24 protein-coding genes are annotated in these 23,649 nt (G+C 69.1%); 6 read left to right on the top strand and 18 right to left on the bottom strand.

What is annotated here, in order from left to right; translation table 11 throughout:
• Positions 1-74: 74 nt before the first annotated feature.
• The gene (locus ACR9FL_RS03680; protein WP_436357204.1) at positions 75-2,363 is read left to right on the top strand and encodes an ATP-binding protein; all 2,289 of its coding nucleotides are present in this window, start codon (positions 75-77) and stop codon (positions 2,361-2,363) included.
• 30 nt (positions 2,364-2,393) lie between these two features.
• On the opposite strand, the gene ACR9FL_RS03675 is transcribed toward ACR9FL_RS03680, so the two are convergent.
• Positions 2,394-2,603, bottom strand: a complete 210-nt coding sequence (locus tag ACR9FL_RS03675; protein WP_105562892.1) for a hypothetical protein — start codon at positions 2,601-2,603, stop codon at positions 2,394-2,396.
• Between the two features lie 29 nt (positions 2,604-2,632).
• Positions 2,633-3,910: an isocitrate lyase gene (gene aceA / locus ACR9FL_RS03670; protein ID WP_436357202.1), complete on the bottom strand. Its 1,278-nt coding sequence runs from the start codon at positions 3,908-3,910 to the stop codon at positions 2,633-2,635.
• 156 nt (positions 3,911-4,066) lie between these two features.
• On the opposite strand from aceA, the gene ACR9FL_RS03665 reads away from it, so the two are divergent.
• Complete coding sequence (locus ACR9FL_RS03665) at positions 4,067-5,497, top strand: helix-turn-helix domain-containing protein (protein WP_436357200.1); 1,431 nt, start codon at positions 4,067-4,069, stop codon at positions 5,495-5,497.
• 146 nt (positions 5,498-5,643) lie between these two features.
• On the opposite strand, the gene ACR9FL_RS03660 is transcribed toward ACR9FL_RS03665, so the two are convergent.
• From ACR9FL_RS03660 to ACR9FL_RS03650, 3 genes are all read right to left on the bottom strand, one after another.
• Positions 5,644-6,477, bottom strand: coding sequence for a universal stress protein (locus ACR9FL_RS03660; protein ID WP_436357199.1), 834 nt, complete (start codon positions 6,475-6,477; stop codon positions 5,644-5,646).
• 77 nt (positions 6,478-6,554) lie between these two features.
• Positions 6,555-7,991: a hypothetical protein gene (locus ACR9FL_RS03655; RefSeq protein WP_436357198.1), complete on the bottom strand. Its 1,437-nt coding sequence runs from the start codon at positions 7,989-7,991 to the stop codon at positions 6,555-6,557.
• A gap of 68 nt (positions 7,992-8,059) precedes the next feature.
• Entirely contained in the window at positions 8,060-9,049 is a 990-nt protein-coding gene (locus tag ACR9FL_RS03650; RefSeq protein WP_436357197.1) for a WYL domain-containing protein, read from the bottom strand.
• A gap of 93 nt (positions 9,050-9,142) precedes the next feature.
• Here ACR9FL_RS03650 and ACR9FL_RS03645 point away from each other — a divergent pair, with 93 nt between their 5' ends.
• Together ACR9FL_RS03645 and ACR9FL_RS03640 are read left to right on the top strand one after the other, a co-directional pair.
• Positions 9,143-9,385: a hypothetical protein gene (locus ACR9FL_RS03645; RefSeq protein ID WP_436357196.1), complete on the top strand. Its 243-nt coding sequence runs from the start codon at positions 9,143-9,145 to the stop codon at positions 9,383-9,385.
• Between the two features lie 93 nt (positions 9,386-9,478).
• A complete protein-coding gene (locus tag ACR9FL_RS03640; RefSeq protein WP_436357194.1) occupies positions 9,479-10,057 on the top strand; it encodes an HdeD family acid-resistance protein in 579 nt (192 codons plus the stop codon).
• Here ACR9FL_RS03640 and ACR9FL_RS03635 read toward each other — a convergent pair.
• The 12 genes from ACR9FL_RS03635 to ACR9FL_RS03580 all read right to left on the bottom strand — a co-directional run bounded on the left by ACR9FL_RS03635 (position 10,035) and on the right by ACR9FL_RS03580 (position 18,875).
• The gene (locus tag ACR9FL_RS03635) at positions 10,035-11,510 is read right to left on the bottom strand and encodes an amidohydrolase family protein (protein WP_436357193.1); all 1,476 of its coding nucleotides are present in this window, start codon (positions 11,508-11,510) and stop codon (positions 10,035-10,037) included. The two genes, ACR9FL_RS03640 and ACR9FL_RS03635, sit on opposite strands and share 23 nt — an antisense overlap.
• 35 nt (positions 11,511-11,545) lie before the next feature.
• On the bottom strand, positions 11,546-11,959 hold the full coding sequence (locus tag ACR9FL_RS03630) for a DUF1801 domain-containing protein (protein ID WP_296174842.1): 414 nt from the start codon (positions 11,957-11,959) through the stop codon (positions 11,546-11,548).
• Complete coding sequence (locus ACR9FL_RS03625; protein ID WP_436357191.1) at positions 11,952-12,362, bottom strand: cupin domain-containing protein; 411 nt, start codon at positions 12,360-12,362, stop codon at positions 11,952-11,954. The genes ACR9FL_RS03630 and ACR9FL_RS03625 overlap by 8 nt, the downstream gene beginning before the upstream one ends.
• A gap of 51 nt (positions 12,363-12,413) precedes the next feature.
• Positions 12,414-12,857, bottom strand: coding sequence for a hypothetical protein (locus ACR9FL_RS03620; RefSeq protein WP_436357190.1), 444 nt, complete (start codon positions 12,855-12,857; stop codon positions 12,414-12,416).
• Positions 12,854-14,272, bottom strand: a complete 1,419-nt coding sequence (locus ACR9FL_RS03615) for an NAD(P)(+) transhydrogenase (Re/Si-specific) subunit beta (RefSeq protein ID WP_436357189.1) — start codon at positions 14,270-14,272, stop codon at positions 12,854-12,856. The genes ACR9FL_RS03620 and ACR9FL_RS03615 overlap by 4 nt, the downstream gene beginning before the upstream one ends.
• 42 nt (positions 14,273-14,314) lie before the next feature.
• A complete protein-coding gene (locus ACR9FL_RS03610) occupies positions 14,315-14,692 on the bottom strand; it encodes a hypothetical protein (RefSeq protein ID WP_436357188.1) in 378 nt (125 codons plus the stop codon).
• Between the two features lie 11 nt (positions 14,693-14,703).
• Positions 14,704-14,988, bottom strand: coding sequence for a hypothetical protein (locus tag ACR9FL_RS03605; protein ID WP_296174832.1), 285 nt, complete (start codon positions 14,986-14,988; stop codon positions 14,704-14,706).
• Complete coding sequence (locus tag ACR9FL_RS03600) at positions 14,985-15,311, bottom strand: NAD(P) transhydrogenase subunit alpha (protein ID WP_296174830.1); 327 nt, start codon at positions 15,309-15,311, stop codon at positions 14,985-14,987. The genes ACR9FL_RS03605 and ACR9FL_RS03600 overlap by 4 nt, the downstream gene beginning before the upstream one ends.
• Positions 15,312-15,313: 2 nt before the next feature.
• Positions 15,314-15,787, bottom strand: coding sequence for an endonuclease domain-containing protein (locus ACR9FL_RS03595; protein ID WP_436357186.1), 474 nt, complete (start codon positions 15,785-15,787; stop codon positions 15,314-15,316).
• Between the two features lie 53 nt (positions 15,788-15,840).
• The gene (locus tag ACR9FL_RS03590; protein ID WP_436357185.1) at positions 15,841-16,974 is read right to left on the bottom strand and encodes a Re/Si-specific NAD(P)(+) transhydrogenase subunit alpha; all 1,134 of its coding nucleotides are present in this window, start codon (positions 16,972-16,974) and stop codon (positions 15,841-15,843) included.
• A gap of 229 nt (positions 16,975-17,203) precedes the next feature.
• Positions 17,204-17,452: an aa3-type cytochrome c oxidase subunit IV gene (locus ACR9FL_RS03585; RefSeq protein ID WP_436357184.1), complete on the bottom strand. Its 249-nt coding sequence runs from the start codon at positions 17,450-17,452 to the stop codon at positions 17,204-17,206.
• A 73-nt stretch (positions 17,453-17,525) separates the two neighbouring features.
• Positions 17,526-18,875: a serine hydrolase domain-containing protein gene (locus ACR9FL_RS03580; protein ID WP_436357183.1), complete on the bottom strand. Its 1,350-nt coding sequence runs from the start codon at positions 18,873-18,875 to the stop codon at positions 17,526-17,528.
• A gap of 102 nt (positions 18,876-18,977) precedes the next feature.
• Here ACR9FL_RS03580 and ACR9FL_RS03575 point away from each other — a divergent pair, with 102 nt between their 5' ends.
• Entirely contained in the window at positions 18,978-19,796 is an 819-nt protein-coding gene (locus ACR9FL_RS03575) for a universal stress protein (RefSeq protein ID WP_436357182.1), read from the top strand.
• 1 nt (position 19,797) lies between these two features.
• Here the strand turns inward: ACR9FL_RS03575 and ACR9FL_RS03570 are convergent, their stop codons facing one another.
• Positions 19,798-21,597 (bottom strand): M3 family oligoendopeptidase, encoded by a 1,800-nt coding sequence (locus ACR9FL_RS03570; RefSeq protein ID WP_436357181.1) that lies wholly within the window; start codon positions 21,595-21,597, stop codon positions 19,798-19,800.
• Positions 21,598-21,737: 140 nt separating this feature from the next.
• On the opposite strand from ACR9FL_RS03570, the gene ACR9FL_RS03565 reads away from it, so the two are divergent.
• Entirely contained in the window at positions 21,738-23,537 is a 1,800-nt protein-coding gene (locus tag ACR9FL_RS03565) for a DUF4153 domain-containing protein (RefSeq protein WP_436357180.1), read from the top strand.
• Positions 23,538-23,649: the final 112 nt, after the last annotated feature.

Genomic DNA, 23,649 nt, shown 5'->3' with positions numbered 1-23,649 from the left:
GGGGATTCTTGCGCATAGCGTAGTTTGTTCACCGATTTGCGGCAGTGGTTTCGGCGGTTGGAGGGGCTATTGACGTGAATACGATCCTGAACTGCCTGGTCCAGCAACACGACTGGCGGATTTTGCCGTTCGCCCTGCTCGTCGCCGTCTTCAGTCTGCTGATCGCCCTGTCCCTGTTTGATCGCGCCCGCAATGTCGCGCGACGTTCAAGACGGGTCTATCTGGTCGCGGCCCCCCTGGTGGCGGGGCTCGGCGTATGGAGCACCCACTTCATCGCCATGAAGGCCTACGACATCGGCGTTCCTGCGCGATACGAGGCCTGGGAGACGGGCGGCTCTCTGCTGATCGTGGTCTTCGCCTTCTACATCGCCATGCATCTGGCCCTGGCCGAGGTGGGCCGCATCGGCCGCATCGTCTCCGCCCTGACCTGTGGTCTGGGCGTGGCGGCCATGCACTTCCTCGGCATGGGGGCGCTGCGCCTGTCGGGAGCGGTGCTGTCGTGGAACGCCCCCCTGGTCGTCGTCGCCGTGGTCGGCGGGATGCTGCTGGTCTGCGCCATGGCCTTCCTGCCTTGGCGAGGCGGGATCAAGCGCGTCCTCGGGGCCACCGCCCTGGGGGCGCTCAGCGTCTGCTGGCTGCATTTCGTGGCGATGAGCGCCGTAGTCATCACCCCCACACCCGGCGTGTTGCTGCCGGTCGCGGCCTTCGCCGAGACGGCCCTGACCGTCTGGATCGGCGCCAGCGTCGGACTGCTGGTCATCATCGCCGCCTTCCTGACCGGCATGGTCTGGTGGTCGCGCCACAGCGCGCTCGGTCAGTTGCGCGAAGCCATCGAGGCCATGCCCGACGGCCTGGGCTTCTATGACGCCGACGACCGACTGGCGATCTGGAACCAGCGCTACGCCGAGGTGAACCCCGAGGTGGCCGCCGTGCTGAAGGTCGGCGTCACCTTCCGCGAAATCCTGGAAACTGGGCTGACCGCCGGCATCTATCCCTGCGCCAGGGGCCGCGAGCAGGCCTGGGTGGCCGAACGCATGGCCAATCGCCGCCGCCCCCAGGGCGTGATGGAGCAGAATGTCGGCGACCGCTGGTTGCGGGTGCAGGACCGCCGCACCGCCGAAAAGGGCACGGTCACGGTCTGCTCCGACATCACCGACATGAAGCGCGACGCCCAGGCCCTGGCCGAGGCGCGCGACGCCGCCGACGCCGCCAACCGGGCCAAGAGCCAATTCCTGGCCAATATGAGCCACGAGATCCGCACACCCCTGAACGGCGTCATCGGCGTGGCCCAGGCCCTGGCCCGCACCAGCCTGGACGAGCAGCAACGCGAGATGCTGGACCTGATCCATTCGTCCAGCCGCACCCTGCAGACCCTGCTGAGCGACATTCTGGATCTAGCCCGCGTCGAGTCGGGCCGGCTGGAGCTGGGCGACGAGCCCTTCGACCTGGCCCGCGCCACCGAGGAGGCGGCCCAGCTCTATGCCGCCGCCGCCCGCGACAAGGGGCTGCAGTTCGTCGTCGAGGTGGCGCCCGAGGCCCGCATCTGGGTCCACGGCGACGCCGTGCGGCTGAAGCAGATCCTGACCAATCTGGTGTCCAACGCCGTCAAGTTCACCGCCGCCGGCTTCGTCAGCCTGACGGTCGACGCCGGACCGCAAGGCCTGCGCTTCGTGGTGCAGGACACCGGCATCGGCTTTGACGCCGAGACGCGCGACCGCCTGTTCAGCCGTTTCGAGCAGGCCGACGGCGACATCACGCGTCGCTTTGGCGGCTCGGGCCTGGGGCTGGCGATCAGCCGCGAACTGGCGGCCATGATGAACGGCGACCTGGGCTGTGAGAGCGAGCCGGGCGGCGGCGCGGCCTTCATTCTGACCCTGCCTCTGCGTGTCGCCGAAGCGCCCGCTGTTCCGGCCCCGACCATTGTGGCGACAAGCGACACACCGTCCGACCCATCCGCGCGCCGCCTGCGCATCCTGATCGCCGACGACCACCCCACCAACCGGCGCGTGGTCGAACTGATCCTGGATCAGGCGGCGGTCGACCTGGTTTCTGTCGAGGACGGCGCCCAGGCGGTCGAGGCCTGCCGCGCCACGGCTTTTGATCTGGTGCTGATGGACATGCAGATGCCGGTGATGGACGGCCTGACCGCCACCCGCGAGATTCGCCTGCACGAGGTGGCCATGGGCATGCCGCGCACCCCCGTCGTCATGCTGACCGCCAACGCCCTGCCCGAGCATATCGCGGCGGGCCTGGACGCCGGGGCCGACCGGCATCTGGCCAAGCCCTTCAGCATCGAGGCCTTGCTGGCCATGGTCTCCGAGCTGACGGCGGACGCGCCTCAGGCCGCTGAGCGAGCGGCCTGAGGGTCTTCTCTATACTATCTGTAGTGCAGGCTATTCGTAGCCGTGGGCGGCTTCGTTGATGACCTGGCTGGGCATGGACGAGAAGTCCACGCTCAGGGGCCGGGCGGCCTTGGCCTCGAAGGTCTTGAGCACATGCTCCAGACGGCGACGCACCTCGCGTTCGGCCTCGGTCGATCCATCCAGCGCCAGCGGCGCCAGACAAAAGTCGATGATGGCTTGCGGACGGGTCATGGGTTCCATGTCATTTCCTTTCCTGTGAGGCGTGGAACTCAGGCGGCGTGGAACTGAGCGGTTTCGGTCGAGTCCTTCAGGGCCGTGGTCGAGGACTGGCCCGAAGAGATGACCGTGGCGACATCGTCGAAGTAGCCGGTGCCGACCTCGCGCTGGTGGCGCGTGGCGGTGTAGCCGATGGCCTCATTGGCGAACTCGCGCTGCTGCAGCTCGGAGTAGGCCGCCATGCCGCGATCGCGGTAGCCCGAGGCCAGCTCGAACATGCCGTTGTTCAGGCTGTGGAAGCCCGCCAGGGTGACGAACTGGAACTTGTAGCCCATGGCCCCCAGCTCGCGCTGGAACTTGGCGATGGTTTCCTTGTCCAGCTTGGCTTCCCAGTTGAAGGAGGGCGAGCAGTTGTAGGCCATCAGCTTGCCCGGATGCTCTTTCTGCACGGCTTCGGCGAACTTCTTGGCGTCGTCCAGATCGGGATGCGACGTCTCCCACCACAGCAGGTCGGCGTATTTCGCATACGACAGACCGCGCGCGATGCAGTGGTCCAGACCCGTGCCCGGCTTCAGGCGATAGAAGCCCTCCGGCGTGCGGTTCTCACGGTCGATGAAGGGGTGGTCCCGCTCGTCGATGTCCGAGGTGATCAGTTGGGCCGACTCGGCGTCGGTGCGCGCCACCGTCAGGGTCGGCGTGCCGCAGACGTCGGCGGCCAGACGCGCCGCGATCAGGTTGCGCTCATGCGCCTGGGTCGGGATCAGAACCTTGCCGCCCAGGTGGCCGCACTTCTTCTCACTGGCCAGCTGGTCCTCGAAGTGGACGCCGGCTGCGCCCGCCTCGATGAAGGCCTTCATGATCTCGAAGCTGTTCAGCGGGCCGCCGAAGCCGGCCTCGGCGTCGGCGACGATGGGGGCGAACCAGTCGCGCTTGGCGCCGCCTTCGGCGTGCTCGATCTGGTCGGCGCGCTGCAGGGTGCGGTTGATGCGGCGGCACAGTTCCGGCGCGGCGTTGGCCGGATAGAGCGACTGGTCAGGATACATGGCGCTGGCCGTGTTGGCGTCAGCCGCGACCTGCCAGCCCGACAGGTAGATGGCCTTCAGGCCGGCGCGGACCATCTGCATGGCCTGGTTGCCGGTGACCGCGCCCAGGGCGTTGATGTAGGGCTCGGAGTGCAGCAGCTCCCACAGACGGTTGGCGCCGCGCTCGGCCAGGGCGTGGGTGACCGGCACCGAACCGCGCAGGCGCAGGACGTCCTCGGGGCTGTAGGGGCGCTCGATGCCGTCGAAGCGGCCGGCGGGCGAAGGAACCAGGTCAGCGAAGGTCGTCATGTTCGTCTCGGCTTTTGAAAGGGCGCGGCAACCGCCGCCGTCTCAAAGACCAGAACACGCTGACGTCATGATTGACACAGCATCAGCCACAGCATTCAAGTCAAACAGTCACATCATGACACTTGCCTTGGTGTCATGATGTGACATGATCGCGTCATGAACGCCGCCGCCGATCGCAAGCTGTTCCTGGGCGGCCGCCTGAAGCGGCTGCGGCGCGACCTCGACCTGTCACAGACGGCCATGGCGGCGGACCTGGGAGTCTCGCCCTCCTATCTGAACCATATCGAGCGCAATCAGCGGCCCGTCTCGGCCCAGTTGCTGCTGCGTCTGGCCGAGACCTATGACGTCGATCTGAGGAACCTGGGCCAGTCCGGCGGCCCGGCATCGGAGGCCGAACTGGCCGAGGCCTTCGCCGACCCCCTGTTCCAGGGTCTGGCCGTGCCACGCCACGAGATCGTGCAGCTGGCCGAGGATCAGCCCGCCGCCGCCGACGCCATCCTGCGGCTCTATCGCGCCTTCTCCGACCGGCGCGTGCGCGACCGGGCCGAAGCCGAGGTGGCCGGCGCCGCCTCCCCCGCCGACAGCCCGTCGGAATGGGTGCGCGAATACATCCAGAGCCGCCACAACCACGTCCCCGAACTGGACGCCCTGGGCGAGGCCCTGCACGAGGCGTTGAGGGCCGAGGCCTCATCGCCGGACGAGAGCTTCGAGGCCCTGGCCCGCGCCCGGCTGTTCGCCCGCCACGGCCTGACGGTGCGCACCCTGCCCGCCGAGGTCATGGTCGAATGGACCCGCCGCTTCGACCCGCACCGGGGGCGGCTGCTGCTGTCCGACACCCTGGGACCGTCGTCGCGCGCCTTCGCCGTCGCCTGTCAGTTGGCGCTGATGGAACATGGCGCCGAACTTCAGGCCCTGACCGAGACGGCGAATGCGCCCGACGCGCCGACGCGCAACCTGCTGAAGACCTCGCTGACCAACAGCCTGGCCGCCGCCATCCTGATGCCCTACGCCGCCTTCCAGCGCACGGCGGAAGAGACGGGCTATGACCTGGCCCGGCTGCAGGCCCGCTTCGGCGTCGGCTTCGAACAGGCGGCGCACCGGCTGACGACCCTTTCGCGACCGACGGCGCGCGGCGTGCCCTTCTTCCTGATGCGGGTGGATCAGGCGGGCAATGTGTCGAAGCGCTATGCGTCCGGGGCCTTTCCCTTTTCGCGCTTCGGCGGGGCCTGTCCGCGCTGGCGGCTGCATTCGGCCTTCCGCACGCCCGGCCGGATCGTCACCCAGATCATCGAGACGCCAGACGGATCGCGCTGGTTCACCCTGGCCCGCACCGTGGACCGTCAAGGCCAGGACGCCTTCACCGAGGGACAGGATCTGGCCATCGGCCTGGGCTGCGAGCTGAAACACGCCCACCGCCTGATCTATGCGCGCGGCCTGGATCTGCAGAAGCCCGAGGTCACGCCCATAGGCCCGGCCTGCAGGCTCTGTGAAAGGCACCCCTGCGCCGAACGCGCCGCCCCGCCGGTCGGGCGGGCGCTGACGGTGGACGACTGGTCGAAGTCGGTGAGCCCCTATCCGTTTGCCTGAATGCCCTTCTCCCCTTGCGGGAGAAGGTGGCCGACCCCGGACTTGATCCGGGGAAGGTCGGATGAGGGGTCTCTCAACCGACGGCAAAACCCCTCATCCGTCAGGCTTCGCCTGCCACCTTCTCCCGCAAGGGGAGAAGGATGATGCTAGTGCGCCAGCAATAGCGCCACCGGGCTTTCGGTGATCAGGGTCTGGGTCACGCCGCCGAAGATCCACTGACGCATCCGGGCGTGGCCCCAGGCGCCGCTGACGACGGCGCCGGCCTTCATCTCGGTCGCGTAGTCCAGCAGGCGGCGGCCCGCCGCACGGTCGTCGTGGGCGCGGGCGTCGGGCTCGGCGTTCACGCCGTGACGCCGCAGCCAGGCGGCCACGTCGGCGGTGCGCAGGCGGGCGCCGTCCACATCCTCGGGGTCGCACAGTTCCAACACCCGCACGCTCTCGGCCTCGCGCAGCAGGGGGATGGCGGCGACGGCGGCCAGGCGGCTTTCGCGGCTGTCGGTCCAGGCCAGCAGGACCGGCGCCCCGGCGACCGGCCGCGCCGGGTTCGGCGGCACGATCAGGATGGAGCGCCCCGCCCGCATGGCCAGGTCGGACGGAATGGGCGCGCGCCAGCCGCTGGCGTTGGCCGAGTCGCGCCCGACGATCAGGACGTCGGCGGCGCGGGCGTGCTTGACCAGAAGACTGGTGGGATCGCCCACGTCGGCGCGCCATTCGCAGGAGACGCCGGCGCGGGTCGCGAGGTCGCGAAAGCGCTGCTCGGCCCCCTTCAGCGCGCTTTCGGCCCGCTCGTGCTGAGCGGTCAGGACCTCGCCCATCAGGATGCCCGCGCCATAGGCGTCGGCCACAGGGGTTTCGGGCGCGCAGGCGGAGACCCCGATCAGATGGGCGCCGTGCGCCTTGGCCAGATCGCAGGCCTGTTCGATCCTCTGGGTGTTGTCGGGCTCGTCGTCGACATAGACGATCAGGCTGGACCAGGTCATGGCGACCTCCTCTCGTTCCAGAAGGATAGAACGCCCGAGGCGGGCTTCGGTCCTTGATCCCGATCAAATAACAGCGATCAGAGCAGGATCACCTTGCCGTTCTCGACCCGGTGCGGAACCCCCGTCTTGCGGAACAGGCCGGCGATCTCGGCGGCGGGGTCGGCCGCGCCCTGATCCAGCATCCGCTCGATGGTCGCGGCCAGGGACGGGTCGCGCGAGGCGCGGGTCAGGGCGTCCAGCCATTCGGCGCGGGTCAGGACGCCGTCCGTGCGATTGGCGATCAGAACCGGGCGCAGGAAATCGAACCAGTCGCCGCCGTCGCGCCGCTTCTGCGCGCCCTCGGCGGCCATGGCGAAGACGGCGCCGCAGGCGTAGTAGGCCCGGTGCTCGCCGCGCTCGCCCGCCTCGGCCACCGGCTTGTCGCGGGCCAGAGCGATGCAGTCGTCCACCTCGGTCTGCAGTTCGGCGCGGGCGTCATAGGCCGGGTCCAGCGCCTTGAAGCCGCGCACCGCCATCAGGTCGGCCCCGCCCTCGGTGATCCAGGCATCGCGCGCGAACTGATAGCGCACCGCCTGGCCCAGCCAGAAGTGCGCGCTTTCGTGGCCGATGAACCAGCGCGAGCGTTCCAGCACCTCCTGGCTGGGGTTCAACACGCCGACGCCCTCGAACTTCATGACGATCAGGCCGGGCAGGACGCTGCCGCCCATGCTGGACAAGCGCGCGGTCGGGCCGTTCCAGCTGACCATGACGGTCGAGGCCTCGCTGCCGGCGCCAGGCGGGCCGAGACGGCGCAGGTAGTAGTCGTCGATGCGCGGAGCGAAGCCGCGGATCTCCTCGCCGATCCAGGGCGGCAGGTTGGGGTCGATGACGGTCGTCAGCCCCTCGCTGGGCGTCACCCGCGCCTGGCCCAACAGGACGTAGGAGCGCTCGGTCGTGGTGGTCAGGGTCGCGCGGCGCTCGCCGTTGAACAGCACCGGCCCGGCCGTGTCGCGCCAGGTCACGGCGGACGGCCCGCCCTCCAGATCGACGCCGTTCAGGTCGGCGGGCATGGCCTCGGCCGCCGCGACGGACGGCAGGGCGAAGACGTCGAACTGGCGCGTCGGCAGGGCGACCGCCCCGTCCGAGAAGGTCAGGGCCCCGTATTCAGCCTCCAGCTCCACCCCCTTGGGCCGGATCGAGAAGCGGACGCGACTCGGCACGGGGCCGCCGTCCGTGCTGCGGATCACGTCGTAGTGGCCGCGCCGCTCCATGACCACACCGGGCGTCTCGAGCGTCCATTGCGTCGGCCGCCACGGCTGGCGTCCATCGGCCATGAGGGCCGAGTCCATGAAGGCCCAGACCGGCGCCGCCCGATGGAAGACGTAGTCGACGGTCCAGCGGTCGCCGTCGCGCACGACCTCGACGCTCGGCGCGGCCCGCGCGTCCCACGTCCCCGGCGGCAGGGGCGCGGCGGCGCAGGCGCCCAGCAGGGCGGCGGCCAGAAGGGTCGAGGCGGCGAGGGCTTTCAGACGCAAGACGACAGGCTCCATACGGTTCAGCTGAAACATAGCCGCGCTCGAGGCGGCGTCAGCTTACGGTTTGCTCAGGATTGCGCCTTCGACAGGGCGCGGCCCGCCGCCGCAAGTTCGCCCGCCATGACCGCCTTCAGCCGCTGCGGCGCCTCGATGGTCGCCTGCTCGCCCCAGGTGAACAGGTGCCAGGCCAGTTCGCGCATGCCCGAGGCGCGGAAGCGCACCAGGACCGATCCGTCCGCCTGATCCTCGATGGCCTGGGTCGGGTGCCAGCGCCAGCCGCGCGCCTCGGCCGCGCCCTCGGGGGCGATGCGCAGCACCACCTCCTCGATCTCGTCCTGATAGATGCCAAAGGACTGGCTGGCGAAGGCGGCCAGGTCGAAGTCGGCGGGCGGACGGGCCGTCCCCTCGCCCGCCTCGACCGAGGACATGCGGTCCAGTCGGAAGGTCTGGATGCGCCCGCTCTCGCGGTCGGCCGCCACCAGATAGTTGGCGCGCCCGAACATCAGGCCGCAGGGGGCGACGCTGCGGCTGCGCGCCTCGGCGCCGGGACGGGCGTAGATGAAGCTGAGCGGGCGCTCGGCCAGGACCGCGCCGCGGATCTCGGCCAGCACCGTCTCGTCGGCGGTGGGGCGCGGACCGGCCTGGACGGCGATGGTCTCGGCCCGGACCAGGGCCTCAAGGTCGGGGGCCATGCGGTTCAGGGAGGTCGAGCGCATGGCCGCCTTGACCTTGCGCTCCAGCCCCTCCAGCGCCGCCGCCCGCGCCGGTTCGCCCGCCGCGCGCAGGGCCGCCGCCGCCTTGGTCAGTTCCAGCATCTCGGTCGCGGTCGGGGCCTGTTCGAAGGCCGACAGGCCGCCGCGAATGCGCCAGCGCTTGCTCGGCGGGTCGCTGATCTCCTCGACCTGGGGGAACAGCATCAGGACGGCGTCGCGCATCCGCTCGGCCGTGCGCCGCCCGACCCGCAGCTGCCCCGCCATCTCGTTCAGCGTCAGGCCCTCGGCGCTGGCGGCCATGCCGCGCGCCAGATCGATGACCATCGCCGCCTTGTCGTGCCGCAAGAAACTTCTCCACAGAGATACGTCCGAAACTGACGCAATGCTGTCGCATCCTCTCAACATCAGCAAGAGGCAATCGCTTCAGGAGATCACGACATGGCCTTCGCCCGCACCCCGACGGTTCAAAAGCCCGCCAAGAAGACCTTCGCCGACCGCTACATGATCGTGCCGTGCGAGGCCGAGGGCGACCTGGCCGTCATCTGGGACCGTCAGGAAGAACAGGTCGTGGACGTCATCTCCGCCTCGGCCAGCAGCCGCTATTCCGACGAGGACGCCCTGTGGGACGAGTTCCACGCCCCCGCCGTCGCCCCTCATTCCGACTGGCGCATGGCGGCTTGAAACCAGCTCGTCACATTTTAGCCACATTTCAGGAACCCTGCCCGTCACCTGACGTTGGCTAAGCGTGACCATCACCACGCAAGGGGGTTTCCCGTGTCCTCGTCCCATACCGCCGCGCCTTCGCTGGAAGGCCTCGTCAAATCCGCCCTGCACCGCTCATGGTGGCTGTTGCTGTTGCGCGGGATCATCGCCGTGGCCTTCGGGGTCGCCACCTTCGTCTGGCCGGGCATCAGCCTGGTCAGCCTGATCCTGGTCTATGGGATCTATGCCGTGGCGGACGGAATTCTGGCCCTGATCGCGGCCATTCGCGGCGGCGGCGTCGCCCCGCGCTGGTGGCTGGCGCTGGGCGGGATCGCCAGCCTGGCCGCGGGCGCCCTGGCCTTCGTCTGGCCCGGCCTGACGGCCCTGGTCCTGGTCTATCTGATCGGCTTCTGGTCGATCGTGCGCGGGGTGCTGGAAATCGTCGGCGCCATCCGCCTGCGCAACGAAATCCCCAATGAATGGAGCCTGGGCCTGGCGGGCGCCCTGTCGGTGCTCTTTGGCGCCATCCTCGTCGTTGCGCCGGGCACGGGGGCGCTGGGCCTGCTGTGGCTGATCGCGGCCTGGGCCGTGCTGTTCGGCCTGCTGCTGATCTGGGTCGCCTTCCGGGTCAGGAGGCTGGCGAAGGCGTGAAGCGAGCGTTGCGGGCGACGACGCGGGCGCGGATCTCGCCGCGCATCCGCTCCAGTTCGCCCGCGTCGATCAGACGACCGCGCAGCACCACGTCGGCGATGCGCCGCGTGGCGCTGACGTCGGCCAGGGGGTCGGCCTCCAGCACCAGCAGGTCGGCCGACTTGCCCGCCGCCACGGCGCCGTAGCGCGCGCCCTGATTGAGAAAGCGCGGCCCGTCCACGACCGACCCCATCAGGGCCTCGCGCGGGGTCAGGCCCAGCTTGACGTAGAGCTCCAGCTCGTCGTGCAGCGAGAAGCCCGGATAGTTGAACGAGTTGAGGAAGCCCGCGTCCGTTCCCGTCAGGATCACCACCCCCGCATCGCGCAGCATGGGCAGGGTGCGGGCGGTCACGTCCTTGACGAAGTGGCGGTCCGCCACCTGCTGCGGGGTGGCGCGCGCGGCGCGTTGGACGCGCCAGTCGTAGGTGGCGCGGATGCCCGGCCCGACATAGGCCAGGCCGTCGTCGTGCGAGTGATCGTCCAGGTCCAGATTGGCCAGTGTGGTCGAGCCGTAGAGAGTCGGCGACACCGCCGTGCCCAACTCCCTCAAGCGGGCATAGACGCGCCGCGCCGTCGCGACGTCGAAGGTGTCGGCATAGCGCCGCATGGTCTGGGCGTAGGTATATTTGCCCGCCAGATAGTCGGCGGCGATGGCGGCCTCATCCTTCGAACCCGCCTTCATGGCGTAGTCGAGGTGTTCGATCGACGACAGGCCCGCCTCGGCGGCCTCCAGCACGGTGATGCTGGCCGGGATATGGGCCGAGGTCTTCATGCCCCGCTTCTTCGCCTCGCGCACGGCGTAGAGGAAAAGCTCGGGCTTCAGGGTGTTGTCGGTGATCTTGACGAAATCGACGCGCAGGGCCTGCAGGCGGTCCAGGGCGGCGTCCACATCGGCCTCGCTGCCGGTCTCGATCACGCCCTTCCAGACAGGGGCGATGCCCTCGATCTTGGGGCCGGAGGTGAAGATGCGCGGGCTGTCGGGGGTCGGCGGGGCGTCGCGCCAGTCCAGCACCTGCTGCGCCAGATCCCCCGCCGCGTCGCGCACCGCGACCACGCCGTTGACGACATAGAGGGGCATCAGCTCAGCGTTTTCCTCGATCAGGGCCTCGCCGCCGCCGAAGTGGACGTGCATGTCCCACAGGCCCGGCATGACATAGCGGTCGCCCATGTCTTGCGTCCGCGTCGCGCGATAGCGGCTGGCCTCGCCTTCCGGCAGGACGGCGACGATGTCCCCGCCGCGCACGGCCACCAGTTGATCGGGCGTCGTCGTCCCCTTCTCGACATCGACCACCGTGGCCGAGGTCAGCAGAAGGTCGACCGTCTCCACCGGGGCTTCAACAGCGGTCAGCGGCCCCGTGGCGCAGGCGGACAAGAGGGCGGCGGCGGCGGCGATCAGGAGGGTGCGCATGGCCATCCGCTATAAGCCCCTGCGTGCGCCCGGCAAGCGGATCAGGGATAGCGGCGGTTCATCTCGTCCCGGCTGGCGATGCACAACTCGCGCAGCACGCCCATGTCCACCTGATCCAGACGCTTGATGTAGAGGCAGGCCACGCTGGTCGTGTGCGGCCCTAGACGCGCCAGCATGGCCTCCGTCTCCGGCGCCGAGGCCAGATAGAGGGTCAAGGCGCCCTTGCGCGGCGAGAAACCCATGCGCGGCCAGTCGGCGGGCTTCTTGGTCGAGTTGACGTAGGTGTAGCGGCCGAAGCCGACGATGGACGGCCCCCACATGATCGGGGTCTCGCCCGTCACCTCCTGCATCAGGGCGCAGAGGATGCGGCCTTCCTCGCGCCGCCGCGCCGGTTCGGCGGCGGAGAGGAAATCCTCGACCGAGGCGTCGGTAGGCTGGGTTTTCGGCTCAGACATGAGGCGCCTCCACCGCTTCGATCGCCAGACCGGGCGCCGTCGAACAGGCGACCAGGCTCCAGGCTCCCTGACTTCGCATCCGCCGCCAGGCCCCGGCGGGGGCCGCGATCTGTCGCTGATCCGGTCCCAGCACCAACGGTCGCAGCCCCCGATCCGTTGCGATCTCCAGCGTCAACGGCGCCCCCATGTAGAAGGCCCAGATCTCAGTCGCCTCGACCGGGCGCCAGTCGTCCGCGTCGTCGGCCGTCAGCAGGCGATAGGCCGTCACGGCCTCGGACCCGCAGGCCGCCAGCCCCGGATCGCGCGCCATCGGCCGAAAATGCCCGCCCTCGGGATGGGGGCTCAGCGACAGGTTGGCGATGATCTCGTCCGCGCTGAACACGATCTCCCCCTCCTCCGTCATGGCCGCCCCGCTGTGGTTTCAGGGCCTTGATGGCGGTGTTCGCGGCGGGACTCAACGGCCAGGGACGAAAGGCGGCGCCGGACGCCACTGACCGTCCTCGAACACGAAGTCGGCGCCGCCGCGCCAGGGGACGCGGCTCAGCGGTCCGCCGGTCACGCCGTAGCCGACGACGGCGTAGCGCACGCCGGGCTTCAGCGGGACCGGCGACACCGTCGTTGCGAACCCTTCGGGCGTCTCGCCATAGACGACCTGGCGCAGGGCCCGGCAGTCACGGCCGCGCGCCTCTATCGACCAGACGGGGCGCATCATGGCGCTGGACAGTTCATGCACGGCCAGACCGCCGAGGCAGGCCTTTTCGGGCTTCGCCGGATCGACGCCGAAGGTGGCCGCAGGCGCTTCCAGAGAGCCGCTGATGCGCACCGGGATCATGGCCGAGCAGGCCGCGACCGAGGCCGCCAGCAGCAGGGCCAACCCAGACCGGACGCTTAGCCTCACAGCGCCTTCACGATCCCCTCGACCATCTTCTTGGCGTCGGCGAACAGCATCATGGTGTTGTCGCGGAAGAAGAGCTCGTTCTCGACCCCGGCATAGCCCGCCGCCATGCCGCGCTTGATAAAGAGGACGGTGCCCGCCTTTTCGACGTCCAGAACCGGCATGCCGTAGATGGGCGATTGCGGGTCGGTCTTGGCGGCCGGGTTGGTCACGTCGTTGGCGCCGATGACGAAGGCCACGTCGGCGGAGGAGAACTCACTGTTGATGTCCTCCAGCTCGAACACCTCGTCATAGGGGACGTTGGCCTCGGCCAGCAGGACGTTCATGTGGCCCGGCATCCGGCCCGCGACGGGGTGGATGGCGTATTTCACCTCGACGCCCTCTTCCTTCAGCTTGTCGGCCATTTCGCGGAGCGCATGCTGGGCCTGGGCCACGGCCATGCCGTAGCCGGGGACGATGATGACCTTGGAGGCGTTCTTCATGATGAAGGCGGCGTCCTCGGCCGAGCCCTGCTTGACCGGACGCGTCTCGACCACGCCGCCGCCCGCCGCCGCCGCGTCCCCGCCGCCGAAGCCGCCCAGGATAACGCTGATGAAGCTGCGGTTCATGCCCTTGCACATGATGTAGCTGAGGATGGCGCCCGACGACCCGACCAGGGCGCCGGTGATGATCAGGGCGATGTTTTCCAGCGTGAAGCCGAGGGCCGCGGCGGCCCAGCCGGAATAGGAGTTCAGCATCGACACCACGACCGGCATGTCGGCGCCGCCGATGGGGATGATCAAGGTCGCGCCCAGGATCAGGGCGATGGCGAAGACGCCCCAGAAGGCCCAGATGGCCGTGCCGCCGGTGCCGATCAGCACCCCGATCAGGAAGACCAGGGCCAGGGCCAGGCCGATGTTGATCAGGTGGCGCGCGGGCAGAAGGATGGGCGATCCGCTCATCCGGCCGTCCAGTTTGGCGAAGGCAATGACCGAGCCGGTGAAGGTGATGGCCCCGATGGCCACGCCCAGGCTCAGCTCGACGATGGACAGGGTCTTGATGCCGCCGCTCGCCGTCATGATGCCGAAGGCGTCGGGGGCATAGACGGCGCCGACCGCCACCAGACAGGCGGCCAGACCGACCAGGGAGTGGAAGGCCGCGACCAGTTGCGGCATGGCTGTCATCGGCACCCGCTTGGCGATCAGAGCGCCGGCCCCGCCGCCGACCACGACGCCGCCGCCGATCAGGGCCAGGGTCAGCAGGTCCAGCGCGCCAGAGGTCCCCAGCGTCAGCAGAGTCACGCCGACGGCCAGGGCCATGCCGATCATGCCGAGCGTATTGCCCCGACGGCTGGTCTCGGGACTGGACAAGCCCCTGAGCGAGAGGATGAACAGGACCCCCGCGACCAGATAGGCCAGCGCGGCTATGGATGCGTTCATCAGATCCCCTCCCCCAGGGTCATGTCAGTCGGTCATTTCAGATCAGAAGACGTTGACGACAGCGGGCGCCGCCGCGTCGCGCGTACCGGCAGCCGTCGCCACGCCGTTCTTGACGACGGCGACGCCGACGCCGCCCGCGCCGCCCGTCTTGGTCACGCGGCAGCTGCCGTTGTCGCTGGGCAGACGGCCGGCCATGTGGCCCGTGCCCGTGTGGTTGATGCGGTTCATGTGGATGCCGCGAATGGTCACCGGGGCGAACTGGCACTGCAGCGCCCAGCTGGCGCCCTGAGGCGCAGCGACGGACCAGTGCAGGCCGCCGTAAGGGTTCTGGCCGACCTCTTCGGTCTTCTGCGCCGAGGCGGCGCCCGATGCGGCGACGGCGGCGGTCAGGGCGGCGACGAAAATCAGGGTGGTCTTCATAACAGTTACTCTCAGCGTTTGGTCAGGCCTTGGGTGCGGGTCAGTCGCCACAGCGCGGCGGCGATGAACAGCGGCCCCAAGAATATCATGGCCCAGTCGAAGACGGTCATCTCGCGGTCCTGAATGACGATGCGCGTCAGCACGGCGGCGAAGACCAGCACCACGCCGCAATCCTGAAACCGCAGCTTGCCGATGGGGTCCTTGACCCGCACCCAGCTCCATATCCACAGGGCCACGCCCAGGCCGGTGACGGCCCAGGAAACATAGAAGGCGAACAGGACAGGCGAGAAGATCACGAGGCCTTGGGCCTTTCCTTCTTCTTGTACATGGCCAGCATCCGTCGCGTGACCATGAAGCCGCCGAAGATGTTGACGCTGGCCAGGGTGACGGCGACCACGCCTGCGCCCTTGGCGATCCAGGCGTTCGGCCCGCCCGCCTGGGCGCTCATGGCCGCGGCCGCGATCAGGCCGCCCACGATGATGACGCTGGAAATGGCGTTGGTCACGGCCATCAGCGGCGTGTGCAGGGCCGGCGTCACGCTCCACACCACATAATAGCCGACGAAGATCGCCAGCACGAAGATGGCCAGCCGGAAGACGGTAGGATCGACGTGTTCCATGTTCAGATCACCTTTCCTAGGCGGTTCGAGGCGAGATTATGAATGCGAGCCACGATTGCTTCCAGATCGGCTTCAACTTCACGAGTGGAGACCCTCAACGTCGCGTAGCCTTGGCCGTCGAACCAGGCGTCGCGCTTCAGGTCGCGTAGAGCCACGTCGGTTCGGTCGTGGACACCGCCATCGACCTCGATCACCAGCGCGGCGCGATGGCAAACGAAATCCGCGACATAGGGTCCGATCGGCGCTTGACGTCGGAAACGCACGGAGAGCTTGCGCAGGCGTTCCCACAACCTCGCCTCGGTCCAGGTCGGCATGGCGCGCAATGCACGTGCTCGCTTAACCGTCCGCAACGGCGTCCTGTCCCGCTCGAAGCCCTCCCCCTCGATGGGGGAGGGTTGGGTGGGGGTGCAGGCAGACGGTTTCAGGACAGTCGAAGACGACGCCTCCCTCGCCTGACTGGCGGCGACGGCGTTCACACCCCCATCCCCGACCCTTCCCCCATCGAGGGGGAAGGGAGCACGTTCGCTCATCATCCCTTCACGCCCTCATGCACCACGGCCCCGCCGTGGGTGACGACGGCGGCCTTGAGAATCTCGTCCTCCAGATCGACGGTCAGGACGCCGTCCTTGACCATCAACCCGAGGAAGGCGGCCAGGTTGCGCGCGTAGAGGGCGCTGGCGTCCGCGGCGATGCGGCCCGGCAGGTTGGTGTAGCCGACGATCTTCACCCCATTGGCCGTGGTCACGACCTCGCCGGGCTTCGAGCCGGCGACATTGCCGCCCGCCTCGACCGCCAGATCGATCAGCACCGAGCCGGGCTTCATGGTCGCCACCTGTTCGGCGCTGACCAGAACCGGCGCCGCGCGGCCGGGGATCAGGGCCGTGGTGATGACGATGTCCTGCTTCTTGATATGTTCGCCGGTCAGGACGGCCTGCTTGGCCTGATACTCCGGCGACATGGGCTTGGCGTAGCCGCCCGCCGTCTGGGCGTTCTTGAACTCCTCGTCCTCGACCGCCAGGAACTTGGCGCCCAGGCTCTCGACCTGTTCCTTGGTGGCCGGGCGCACGTCGGTGGCGGTGACCACCGCGCCCAGACGCCGCGCCGTGGCGATGGCCTGCAGGCCCGCCACGCCGACGCCCATGACGAAGACCTTGGCCGGGGCGACCGTGCCCGCCGCCGTCATCATCATCGGGAAGCCCTTGCCGAAGGCGTAGGCCGCCTCGATCACCGCACGATATCCGGCCAGATTGGCCTGGGACGAGAGCACGTCCATGACCTGGGCGCGGGTGATGCGCGGCACGAATTCCATGGCGAAGGCGGTGGTGCCGGCGCCCTTTAGCGCCTCGACCGTGTCCTTTTCGCGATAGGCGTCCAGCATGGCGACGACGACGGCGCCGGGTTTCAGGGCGCTGGTCTCCTGCGCGGTCGGGCCGCGCACCTTGAGCAGGACGTCGGCGCCGTCCAGCACCGCGCGGGTGTCCGGCTTCACCGTAGCCCCGGCCTCGGCGTAGTCGGCGTCGGGAATGGACGAGCCGAGCCCTGTCCCGGCCTCGACCGAGACGGTCGCGCCCAGGGCGATCAGCTTCTTCACCGTCTCCGGCGTTACAGCGCAGCGCGTCTCGCCTTCACGGCGCTCGCGGGTCACGGCGATGGCGACAGCCAAGCGAATCCCTCCCAAGTCCCCCAGAACCTGAACGTTAGGACGAAGCGGAAGGGCGCGTCAAAGCCAGAATTGCTGCGAATGCGTAATTTTATTGCCTTGCGAAGGCCTGCCCGCCCCCATTCTGGTAAAATCGTGCCCATCCTTGCGCTGCACCGCAAAAGAAAAGCCCGCCGAGCGCGAGGCTCGACGGGCTTTTGAATGTCGCAACGCCGCGAACGCGGCGCGAAACTCAGTGGGCGGGCTTGGAGCGCAGGGCGAAGAAGCCCACGGCGAACACCACCACGCCGCTGATCGCGCCGGCGACGAAGCCTGCGCCCACGGCGAACCAGACCGTCAGCACCACCAGGATGGCGGCGGTCAGCAGCGATCCCCACTTGGACAGGAAGAGGAACAGATGCCAGGTCGAGACCTGTTCCGAGATTTCCATCGAGCCGTGCACATAGGCGTGGTCGGCGTGGTCTGCGTGCTGGTCGGCCATTCAGGTCTTCCGAAAAGAGTCGAGATTTCGACGATGCTTATAGCGGTCAGGGCGCGGCGCTCAAGGCCCCGCCTCAATCAAGCGCGGCCAGAACGTCGCGGGCGAAGGCGGCGACGTCGAAACCCTTGCCCGCCGGGTCCTCGCCCCGCCGCACGATGACGACGTTGCGACTGGGCACGATCACCACATACTGGCCGCGATTGCCGAAGGCGGCGAAGGCGTCGGCGGGCACGCCTTCGGAACGGTTCATGACCCAGAAGGTCGCGCCGTAGCCGAAGGCGCCGGTCGACGGTTGCGGCCCCGAGGGCGTCGAGACAAAGGCGCGCCAGCCCTCGGGCAGGACGCGCTCGCCCTCCCAGACCCCGTCCTGGACATAGAGCTGGCCGAAGCGGGCCAGGTCCCGCGCCGTGGTCCAGACCTGGCTCGACAGGATGTAGTTCCCGCGCCAGTCGGTCTCGGCGAAGGTGTGTCTCATGCCCAGACGGTCGAACAGCTCGGCGGGCGGATGGGCCGCGAAGGTCGGGGCGATGGCCATGACCGCCAACAGGGTGTCATTGTTGGCATAGCGATAGGTCGAGCCGACCGGCGCCAGCAGGGGCCAGCCGGGTGCCTGTTCATCGGCCGCCGTGCCGCCGAAATAGAGGGCGTCGGTGCGATTGCCCGCCGTGTCGCTGGTCAGGCCCGAGGCCATCCGCATCAGGGCCTCCAGGGTGATGGCGCCGCGTGGGTCGCCCGGCCCGCGCCAATTGCTGATGGCGGCCGGCGCCTTCACATCGGCCTCGCCGCGCTGGACCGCCGCCCCGATCAGGGTCCCCGCCAGGCTCTTGGCCACCGACCAGGTGCGCTGGGGAACATGGGGTCCGAAGTCGGGGGCGTAGTGCTCGGCGACAATGCGGCCGTTCTGCAGCACCACCACGCCGGTCGTCTTGGTTCCAGCGCCGAAGCCATCATTGAAGGCCCGCTCGACGGCGCCGGTCAGAGCCGCCGCATTCCCGCGCGGCGCGGCGCTGGGCAATTCCGGCGCCGAAGTCCGACGCGCCAACGGAGCGCGGGCCGGGGCGCTGCCGACGACATAGCCCATGGGCTCGATCACGCAGCCGCGCCCTGGCGTATAGGTGGCGATGCGCGGCGGCGCGGCCGCGTCCCAGGCGACCGAGACGACGTCGCCGGCCCTCTCCGCCTTCATGTCGGCGATCAGGGGCTGAAGCTCGGGATAGATGCCCACCAGTTCATGGGCCTCGACGCTGGCCGGGGTGCGGCTCGCGCCCGCTTCCTGCGCCGTATGGACGGCGCTGCAGACCGTCAGGGCCTTGTAGCCCGCCGCCAAGGCGCGATGGCTGGCGCTCGGGGGCGTCTGGGCGAGGGCGGCGGTCGGCAGGACCAGGACGGCCGCAACGGCGGCGAAACGGGACAGGGTCATCATGCCGCAAGCTTCGCAGCCCCGTTCACCGTGTCAACGCGTTGACGCCCACAGATCAACGTTCATGATGCGTCCGCGAACGTCCCGCCGGATCAAGGAGCCTGCATGCCCGTCCCGACCGTTCTCGTCGCCACCGACCTGACCGCGCGCAGCGACCGCCCTCTGGACCGCGCCGCCCTTTTGGCGCAGCAGCTCGGCGCCGGCGTCACGGTCGCCCACGTCGTCGAAGGGCCGGGCTTCGACCGCGAACAGGACGAAGAGATTATGCGCGCCGTGCGCGCCTCCCTGCCGCCGTCCCTGGCCGAGGCCGCTATCGTGTTCGATCACGGCGCCGCGCCCCACGTTCTGGCCGAACTGGCGGTCAGCGAGGAGGCCGCCGTCATCGTCACCGGCACGGGCCGCTACAACGGGCTGAGCGACTTCTTCCTGGGCACGGCCGTGGATCATCTGGTGCGCCACGCCGAGCAGCCGGTGCTGGTGGTCAAGCGCCGGGCCGGCGCCCCCTATCGCTCCATCCTGCTGGCGACCGACTACTCCGACGGGGCGCTGCAAGCCTTTCAAGCCGCGCTGCAGCTATTCCCCGAGGCGCGCTTTGAGGTCGTCAACGCCTACAGCGTGCCCTTCGAGACGCGCATGCCGTCCGACGAGGTCGCCGAGGCCGCGCGCGCGGAGGCCGAGGCCGAAATGACCGCCTTCGTCGAACGCGCCGCGCCGCCGCGCCCCGACGCCGTGCGCGCCCTTGTCGCCAAGGGCGACGTGGAGACGGTGATGGAGCAGCGCCTGGCCAAGGATATGCCCGATCTGGTCGTCATCGGCTCTCACGGCCGCAGCGGCTGGGTGCAGGCGACGTTGGGCGGCAAGGCCTCGACCCTGCTGAAGCGCCTGCCGTCCGACGTTCTGGTGGTGCGCCAGACCCGAGGCTGAATCAGCCCAGCGCCTCAAACTGATCGACCAGACGCTCCAGCCGCTTGGTGCCGATGGTCCAGAAGGCCGGGTCGCGCGGGTTCAGGCCGAAGGGTTTCAGCGCCTCGACATAGGTGTGGGCGCCGCCGCCCGACAGTAGATCACGATAGAGGGGCGTGAAGGCCGCCGGGTCCTTGGCCCGCGTCTCCATCAGGGCTGCGACCAGCAGGTCGCCGAAGGCGTAGGCGTAGACATAGAAGGGCGAGTGGACGAAGTGGCTGACGTAGGCCCACCAGTTCTCATAGCCGGGGTTCAGCGTCACCGCCGGGCCGAGACTGGCGCCCAGTTCCTCCATCCAGATTTCGCCGATGCGCTCGACCGAGACCTCGCCCGCCGCGCGCTCGTCGTGAAAACGGGTCTCGAAGCGGTGGAAGGCGATCTGACGCACCACGGTGTTCAAGCCGTCCTCGATGCGGCCCGCCAGCAGGGCGCGCTGATCGGCGGGCGTCGCCTCGGCCAGAAGGCGGTCGAAGGTCAGACCCTCGGCGAAGATGGAGGCGGTCTCGGCCAGGGTCAGCGGGGTGTCGGCCAGCAGCGAGCCCTGCGCCGCCGCCAGGGTCTGATGCACGCCGTGGCCCAGTTCGTGGGCCAGGGTCAGAAGGTCGCGCCGCTCGCCCATCCAGTTCAGGAAGACATAGGGGTGGCGGTCGGCCGTCACCGGGTGGGCGTAGGCGCCCGACTGCTTGCCCGGTCGGGCCTTGGCGTCGATCCACGGCCGGTCGAAGAACCAGGCCGCGCGCTCGGCGAAGTCGCCGCCGAGATCATTGAAGCTGGCCAGCACGACCTCGCGCGCCTGCGCCCAGTCATAGGTGCGCGGCGGCGTCGCCTCGATGGGGGCGTTGCGGTCCCAGTGGTCCAGGGCCGTCTTGCCCATGGCCTTGGCTTTCAGCGCGTAATAGCGGTGCGAGATGCGCGGATAGGCTTGCGCCACCGCCTCGGCCATGGCGTCGACGCTCTCGCCGTCGACCTCGTTGCCCAGGTGGCGGCTGTCGGCGGGACGCTTGAAGCCGCGCCACTTGTCTTCCAGCGCCTTGTCGGCGGCGACGGTGTTCATGACCATGGCCATGGTCTGGGCCTTGTCGGCGAAGGCTTTCGACAGCCCCTCGGCGGCGGAGGCGCGCTTGGCGGCGTCGGCGTCGCTGAGACGGTTCAGGGCTTCGGACAGGGTCAGGCTCTCGCCGTCGGCGTCAGCGCGCAAAGCGGCCAGGGTCTCGTCGAACAGGCGAGGCCACTGGGCCTGAATGGGGCCGCGCTCGGCGATGAAGGTTTCCAGTTCGGTCGACAGTTCATGCGGCTTCATCGCCCGCACCCGGCGCAGCCAGGGTGACCAGCGCGCGGCGGCGGGATGGGCCGTCAGGGCCGCTTCGATCTCGGCCTCGTCCAACTGGTTGATCTCCAGCGTCAGCCAGACGGTCGGCGTGGCGATGACCGTCATCTTCTCGCGGATATTGGCCTCAAAGCCTTGTGCGCCCGCATCGTCGCGCGCCGTGGACGCCGCGAGGAAGGCGTAGGCGCCGAGACCGCCCATGACGTCCGCAGCCTGTTCATAGAGGGCGATGGTCTGATCCAGGGCCTGGCCCAGGGCCGCCGCGTCGCCGCGCTGGCCGATCAGCCTGCCCTGGAAGGCGTTCATCTGATCCACCAAGGTCTTGGCCCGCTCAAGGTCGGCGCTGATGCGCGCATCCTCGCGCGAGGCATAGAGGTCGGACAGGTCCCACAGCGGGGCGTCGGCGAAGTCGGTCGTCTTGACGGGGGCGTTCATGTCTCTGGTTGTGGGGGCGCGGACGGGCCGGCGCAAGCGGGCGTCCTTCCTTCTCCCCTTGCGGGAGAAGGACGAGGCGAGCCATTTGCCTCTGCCCTCGTCCCGGTCCAACCTGTCGGTGAAGCTGAAGGGGCCATGCCATGATCGACCCGTTCCACGACCAGACCGGACGCGCCTCGCTGGACGGGGCGCGGGGGCTGGCCGCCGCCCGGCTCGGCATCGGACTGGTTCAGGGTCTGTTGCTCTACCTGCTGTGGCGCAGCGCCTCGCCGTCGGACGTTCTGTCCTGGCCCGCGACCCATCCGCCGCTCTTCGCCGCCCTGGCCCTGGCCTGCGCCTTCACCCCCGTCATGCTGCTGGCGGGGGTCGGACGGTTGCCGGTGAAGGGGCTGGCGCTATGGGGCCTGATCGCCGCCGCGGTCCTGGCCCTGCTGGGCTGGCACGATGCGGCCCAGCAGGCGACGGACTATTTCCGCCCGCCCTATCTGCGCTTCCCCGTCGTCGCCTTCAGCGCCGCCGCCCTGTTCATCGCCCACCACCTGATCGTTCCGGCCGTCGCGAGCCGCCGCTGGATCGCCGACTTCGACGACTATTTCGACACGGCGTGGAAGGCCGGGGTGCAACTGGTCCTGTCCCTGGGTTTCACCGGGGCCTTCTGGCTGCTGCTGTTTCTCGGCGCCGCCCTGTTCCGCATCATCGGCCTGAGCTTCCTTGAGCATCTGACCCGCGAGGAATGGTTCGCCATCCCCGTCACCTGCCTGGTCTTCGCCATCGCCGTGCAACTGACCGACGTGCGCGCCGGTCTGATCCGAGGCGTGCGGACCGTGGCCCTGATGCTGCTGTCCTGGCTGCTGCTGGTCATCACGGTGCTGGTGGCGGGCTTCCTTGCGGCCCTGCCCTTCACCGGACTGGACGGTCTGTGGAAGACGGGCAGCGCCACGGCCCTGGTGCTGTCGGCGGCGGCGGCCCTGATCATCCTGATCAACACCGCCTATCAGGACGGACGAGAAGACAATCTGCCGCCCGTAGTGCTGCGCGCGGCCGTGCGGGTCGCGGCGGTCCTGCTGACGCCGCTGATCCTGATCGCATTGTGGGGTCTGTCGCTTCGCATCGGCCAGCACGGCCTGACGCCGGACCGGATCATCGCCTCGGCCTGCGCCCTGGTCGGGGTGGTCTATGCGGCGGGATACGGCTGGGCGGCGCTGTCGCCCTTCTGGCGCAAGACGGCCTGGATGAAGCCGCTGGAGCGCGCCAATGTCGCGGCCGCCGTCCTGACTGTCGGCGTCATCCTGGCCCTGTTCAGCCCCCTGCTCGACCCCGCCCGCCTGTCGGTCGGGGATCAGGTCGCCCGGCTGAAGCGCGGCGCCGTCAGCGCGGCCGCGTTCGACTACGGCTTCCTGCGCTTCAATGCGGGCAAGGTCGGGCGCGCCGCCCTGGCTGACCTGGCCAGGTCGTCAAACGCCGAGGTCGCGCGCCGGGCCAAGGCGGCGCAGACGACCCAGAACCGCTATGATCTGGACCAGACTGACGAGTCCATTCCGGCGCGCACGCCGCGCATCGCCGCCTGGCCCGCCGAGGCCGCCCTGCCCACCGGCTTCGTGACGCCGGTGCGACCGGGCGATCCTCGCCATGGCTGTCAGGAGGCCAGCGACTGCGTGGCGACCACGCGCGACCTGAACGGCGACGGCAAGGTCGAAATCCTGCTGGCCGACAACTACCGCATCGCCCTGTTTGCGCAGGGGGCTGACGGCGCCTGGACGCATCAGGGCGACTATCGCATCGCCTATTGCGGTCCCGGTCCCAATAATGTGCGCGACCTGCTGAAGGACCCGCGCACGGCGCCGGTCGCGCCGACCTGGCCGGAGCTTTCCACCCCGCGCGGCGCGGGTCGTTTCCAGCCTGAACAGGATTGCCCCTCTCCCCCCGTCGTTAACCCCTGACTCAGTTCTCCGAAACCCGATCTTCACCCCCTGCCTGCTAAGACTTGTCTCGAAACGAGCCGATCCCGAGCAATGAGGACGGCCGTGACGGTGATGATTTAGGGTGTGTTTC

The sequence above is a fragment of the Brevundimonas sp. CEF1 genome (assembly GCF_051353055.1).
In the GTDB taxonomy this organism is placed as follows: domain Bacteria; phylum Pseudomonadota; class Alphaproteobacteria; order Caulobacterales; family Caulobacteraceae; genus Brevundimonas.
This window is presented reverse-complemented; position numbering and strand designations above follow the sequence as displayed.

Excerpts from the sequence above, each read along its gene's own strand:
- ACR9FL_RS03610 (WP_436357188.1), bottom strand. The coding sequence starts at position 14,692 with ATGAAGACCACCCTGATTTTCGTCGCCGCCCTGACCGCCGCCGTCGCC.
- ACR9FL_RS03615 (WP_436357189.1), bottom strand. The coding sequence starts at position 14,272 with ATGAACGCATCCATAGCCGCGCTGGCCTATCTGGTCGCGGGGGTCCTG.
- ACR9FL_RS03645 (WP_436357196.1), top strand. The coding sequence starts at position 9,143 with ATGGCCTTCGCCCGCACCCCGACGGTTCAAAAGCCCGCCAAGAAGACC.
- ACR9FL_RS03580 (WP_436357183.1), bottom strand. The coding sequence starts at position 18,875 with ATGATGACCCTGTCCCGTTTCGCCGCCGTTGCGGCCGTCCTGGTCCTG.
- ACR9FL_RS03570 (WP_436357181.1), bottom strand. The coding sequence starts at position 21,597 with ATGAACGCCCCCGTCAAGACGACCGACTTCGCCGACGCCCCGCTGTGG.
- ACR9FL_RS03660 (WP_436357199.1), bottom strand. The coding sequence starts at position 6,477 with ATGACCTGGTCCAGCCTGATCGTCTATGTCGACGACGAGCCCGACAAC.
- ACR9FL_RS03575 (WP_436357182.1), top strand. The coding sequence starts at position 18,978 with ATGCCCGTCCCGACCGTTCTCGTCGCCACCGACCTGACCGCGCGCAGC.
- ACR9FL_RS03665 (WP_436357200.1), top strand. The coding sequence starts at position 4,067 with ATGAACGCCGCCGCCGATCGCAAGCTGTTCCTGGGCGGCCGCCTGAAG.
- aceA (WP_436357202.1), bottom strand. The coding sequence starts at position 3,910 with ATGACGACCTTCGCTGACCTGGTTCCTTCGCCCGCCGGCCGCTTCGAC.
- ACR9FL_RS03585 (WP_436357184.1), bottom strand. The coding sequence starts at position 17,452 with ATGGCCGACCAGCACGCAGACCACGCCGACCACGCCTATGTGCACGGC.
- ACR9FL_RS03565 (WP_436357180.1), top strand. The coding sequence starts at position 21,738 with ATGATCGACCCGTTCCACGACCAGACCGGACGCGCCTCGCTGGACGGG.
- ACR9FL_RS03630 (WP_296174842.1), bottom strand. The coding sequence starts at position 11,959 with ATGTCTGAGCCGAAAACCCAGCCTACCGACGCCTCGGTCGAGGATTTC.
- ACR9FL_RS03600 (WP_296174830.1), bottom strand. The coding sequence starts at position 15,311 with ATGGAACACGTCGATCCTACCGTCTTCCGGCTGGCCATCTTCGTGCTG.
- ACR9FL_RS03635 (WP_436357193.1), bottom strand. The coding sequence starts at position 11,510 with ATGGCCATGCGCACCCTCCTGATCGCCGCCGCCGCCGCCCTCTTGTCC.
- ACR9FL_RS03625 (WP_436357191.1), bottom strand. The coding sequence starts at position 12,362 with ATGACGGAGGAGGGGGAGATCGTGTTCAGCGCGGACGAGATCATCGCC.
- ACR9FL_RS03675 (WP_105562892.1), bottom strand. The coding sequence starts at position 2,603 with ATGGAACCCATGACCCGTCCGCAAGCCATCATCGACTTTTGTCTGGCG.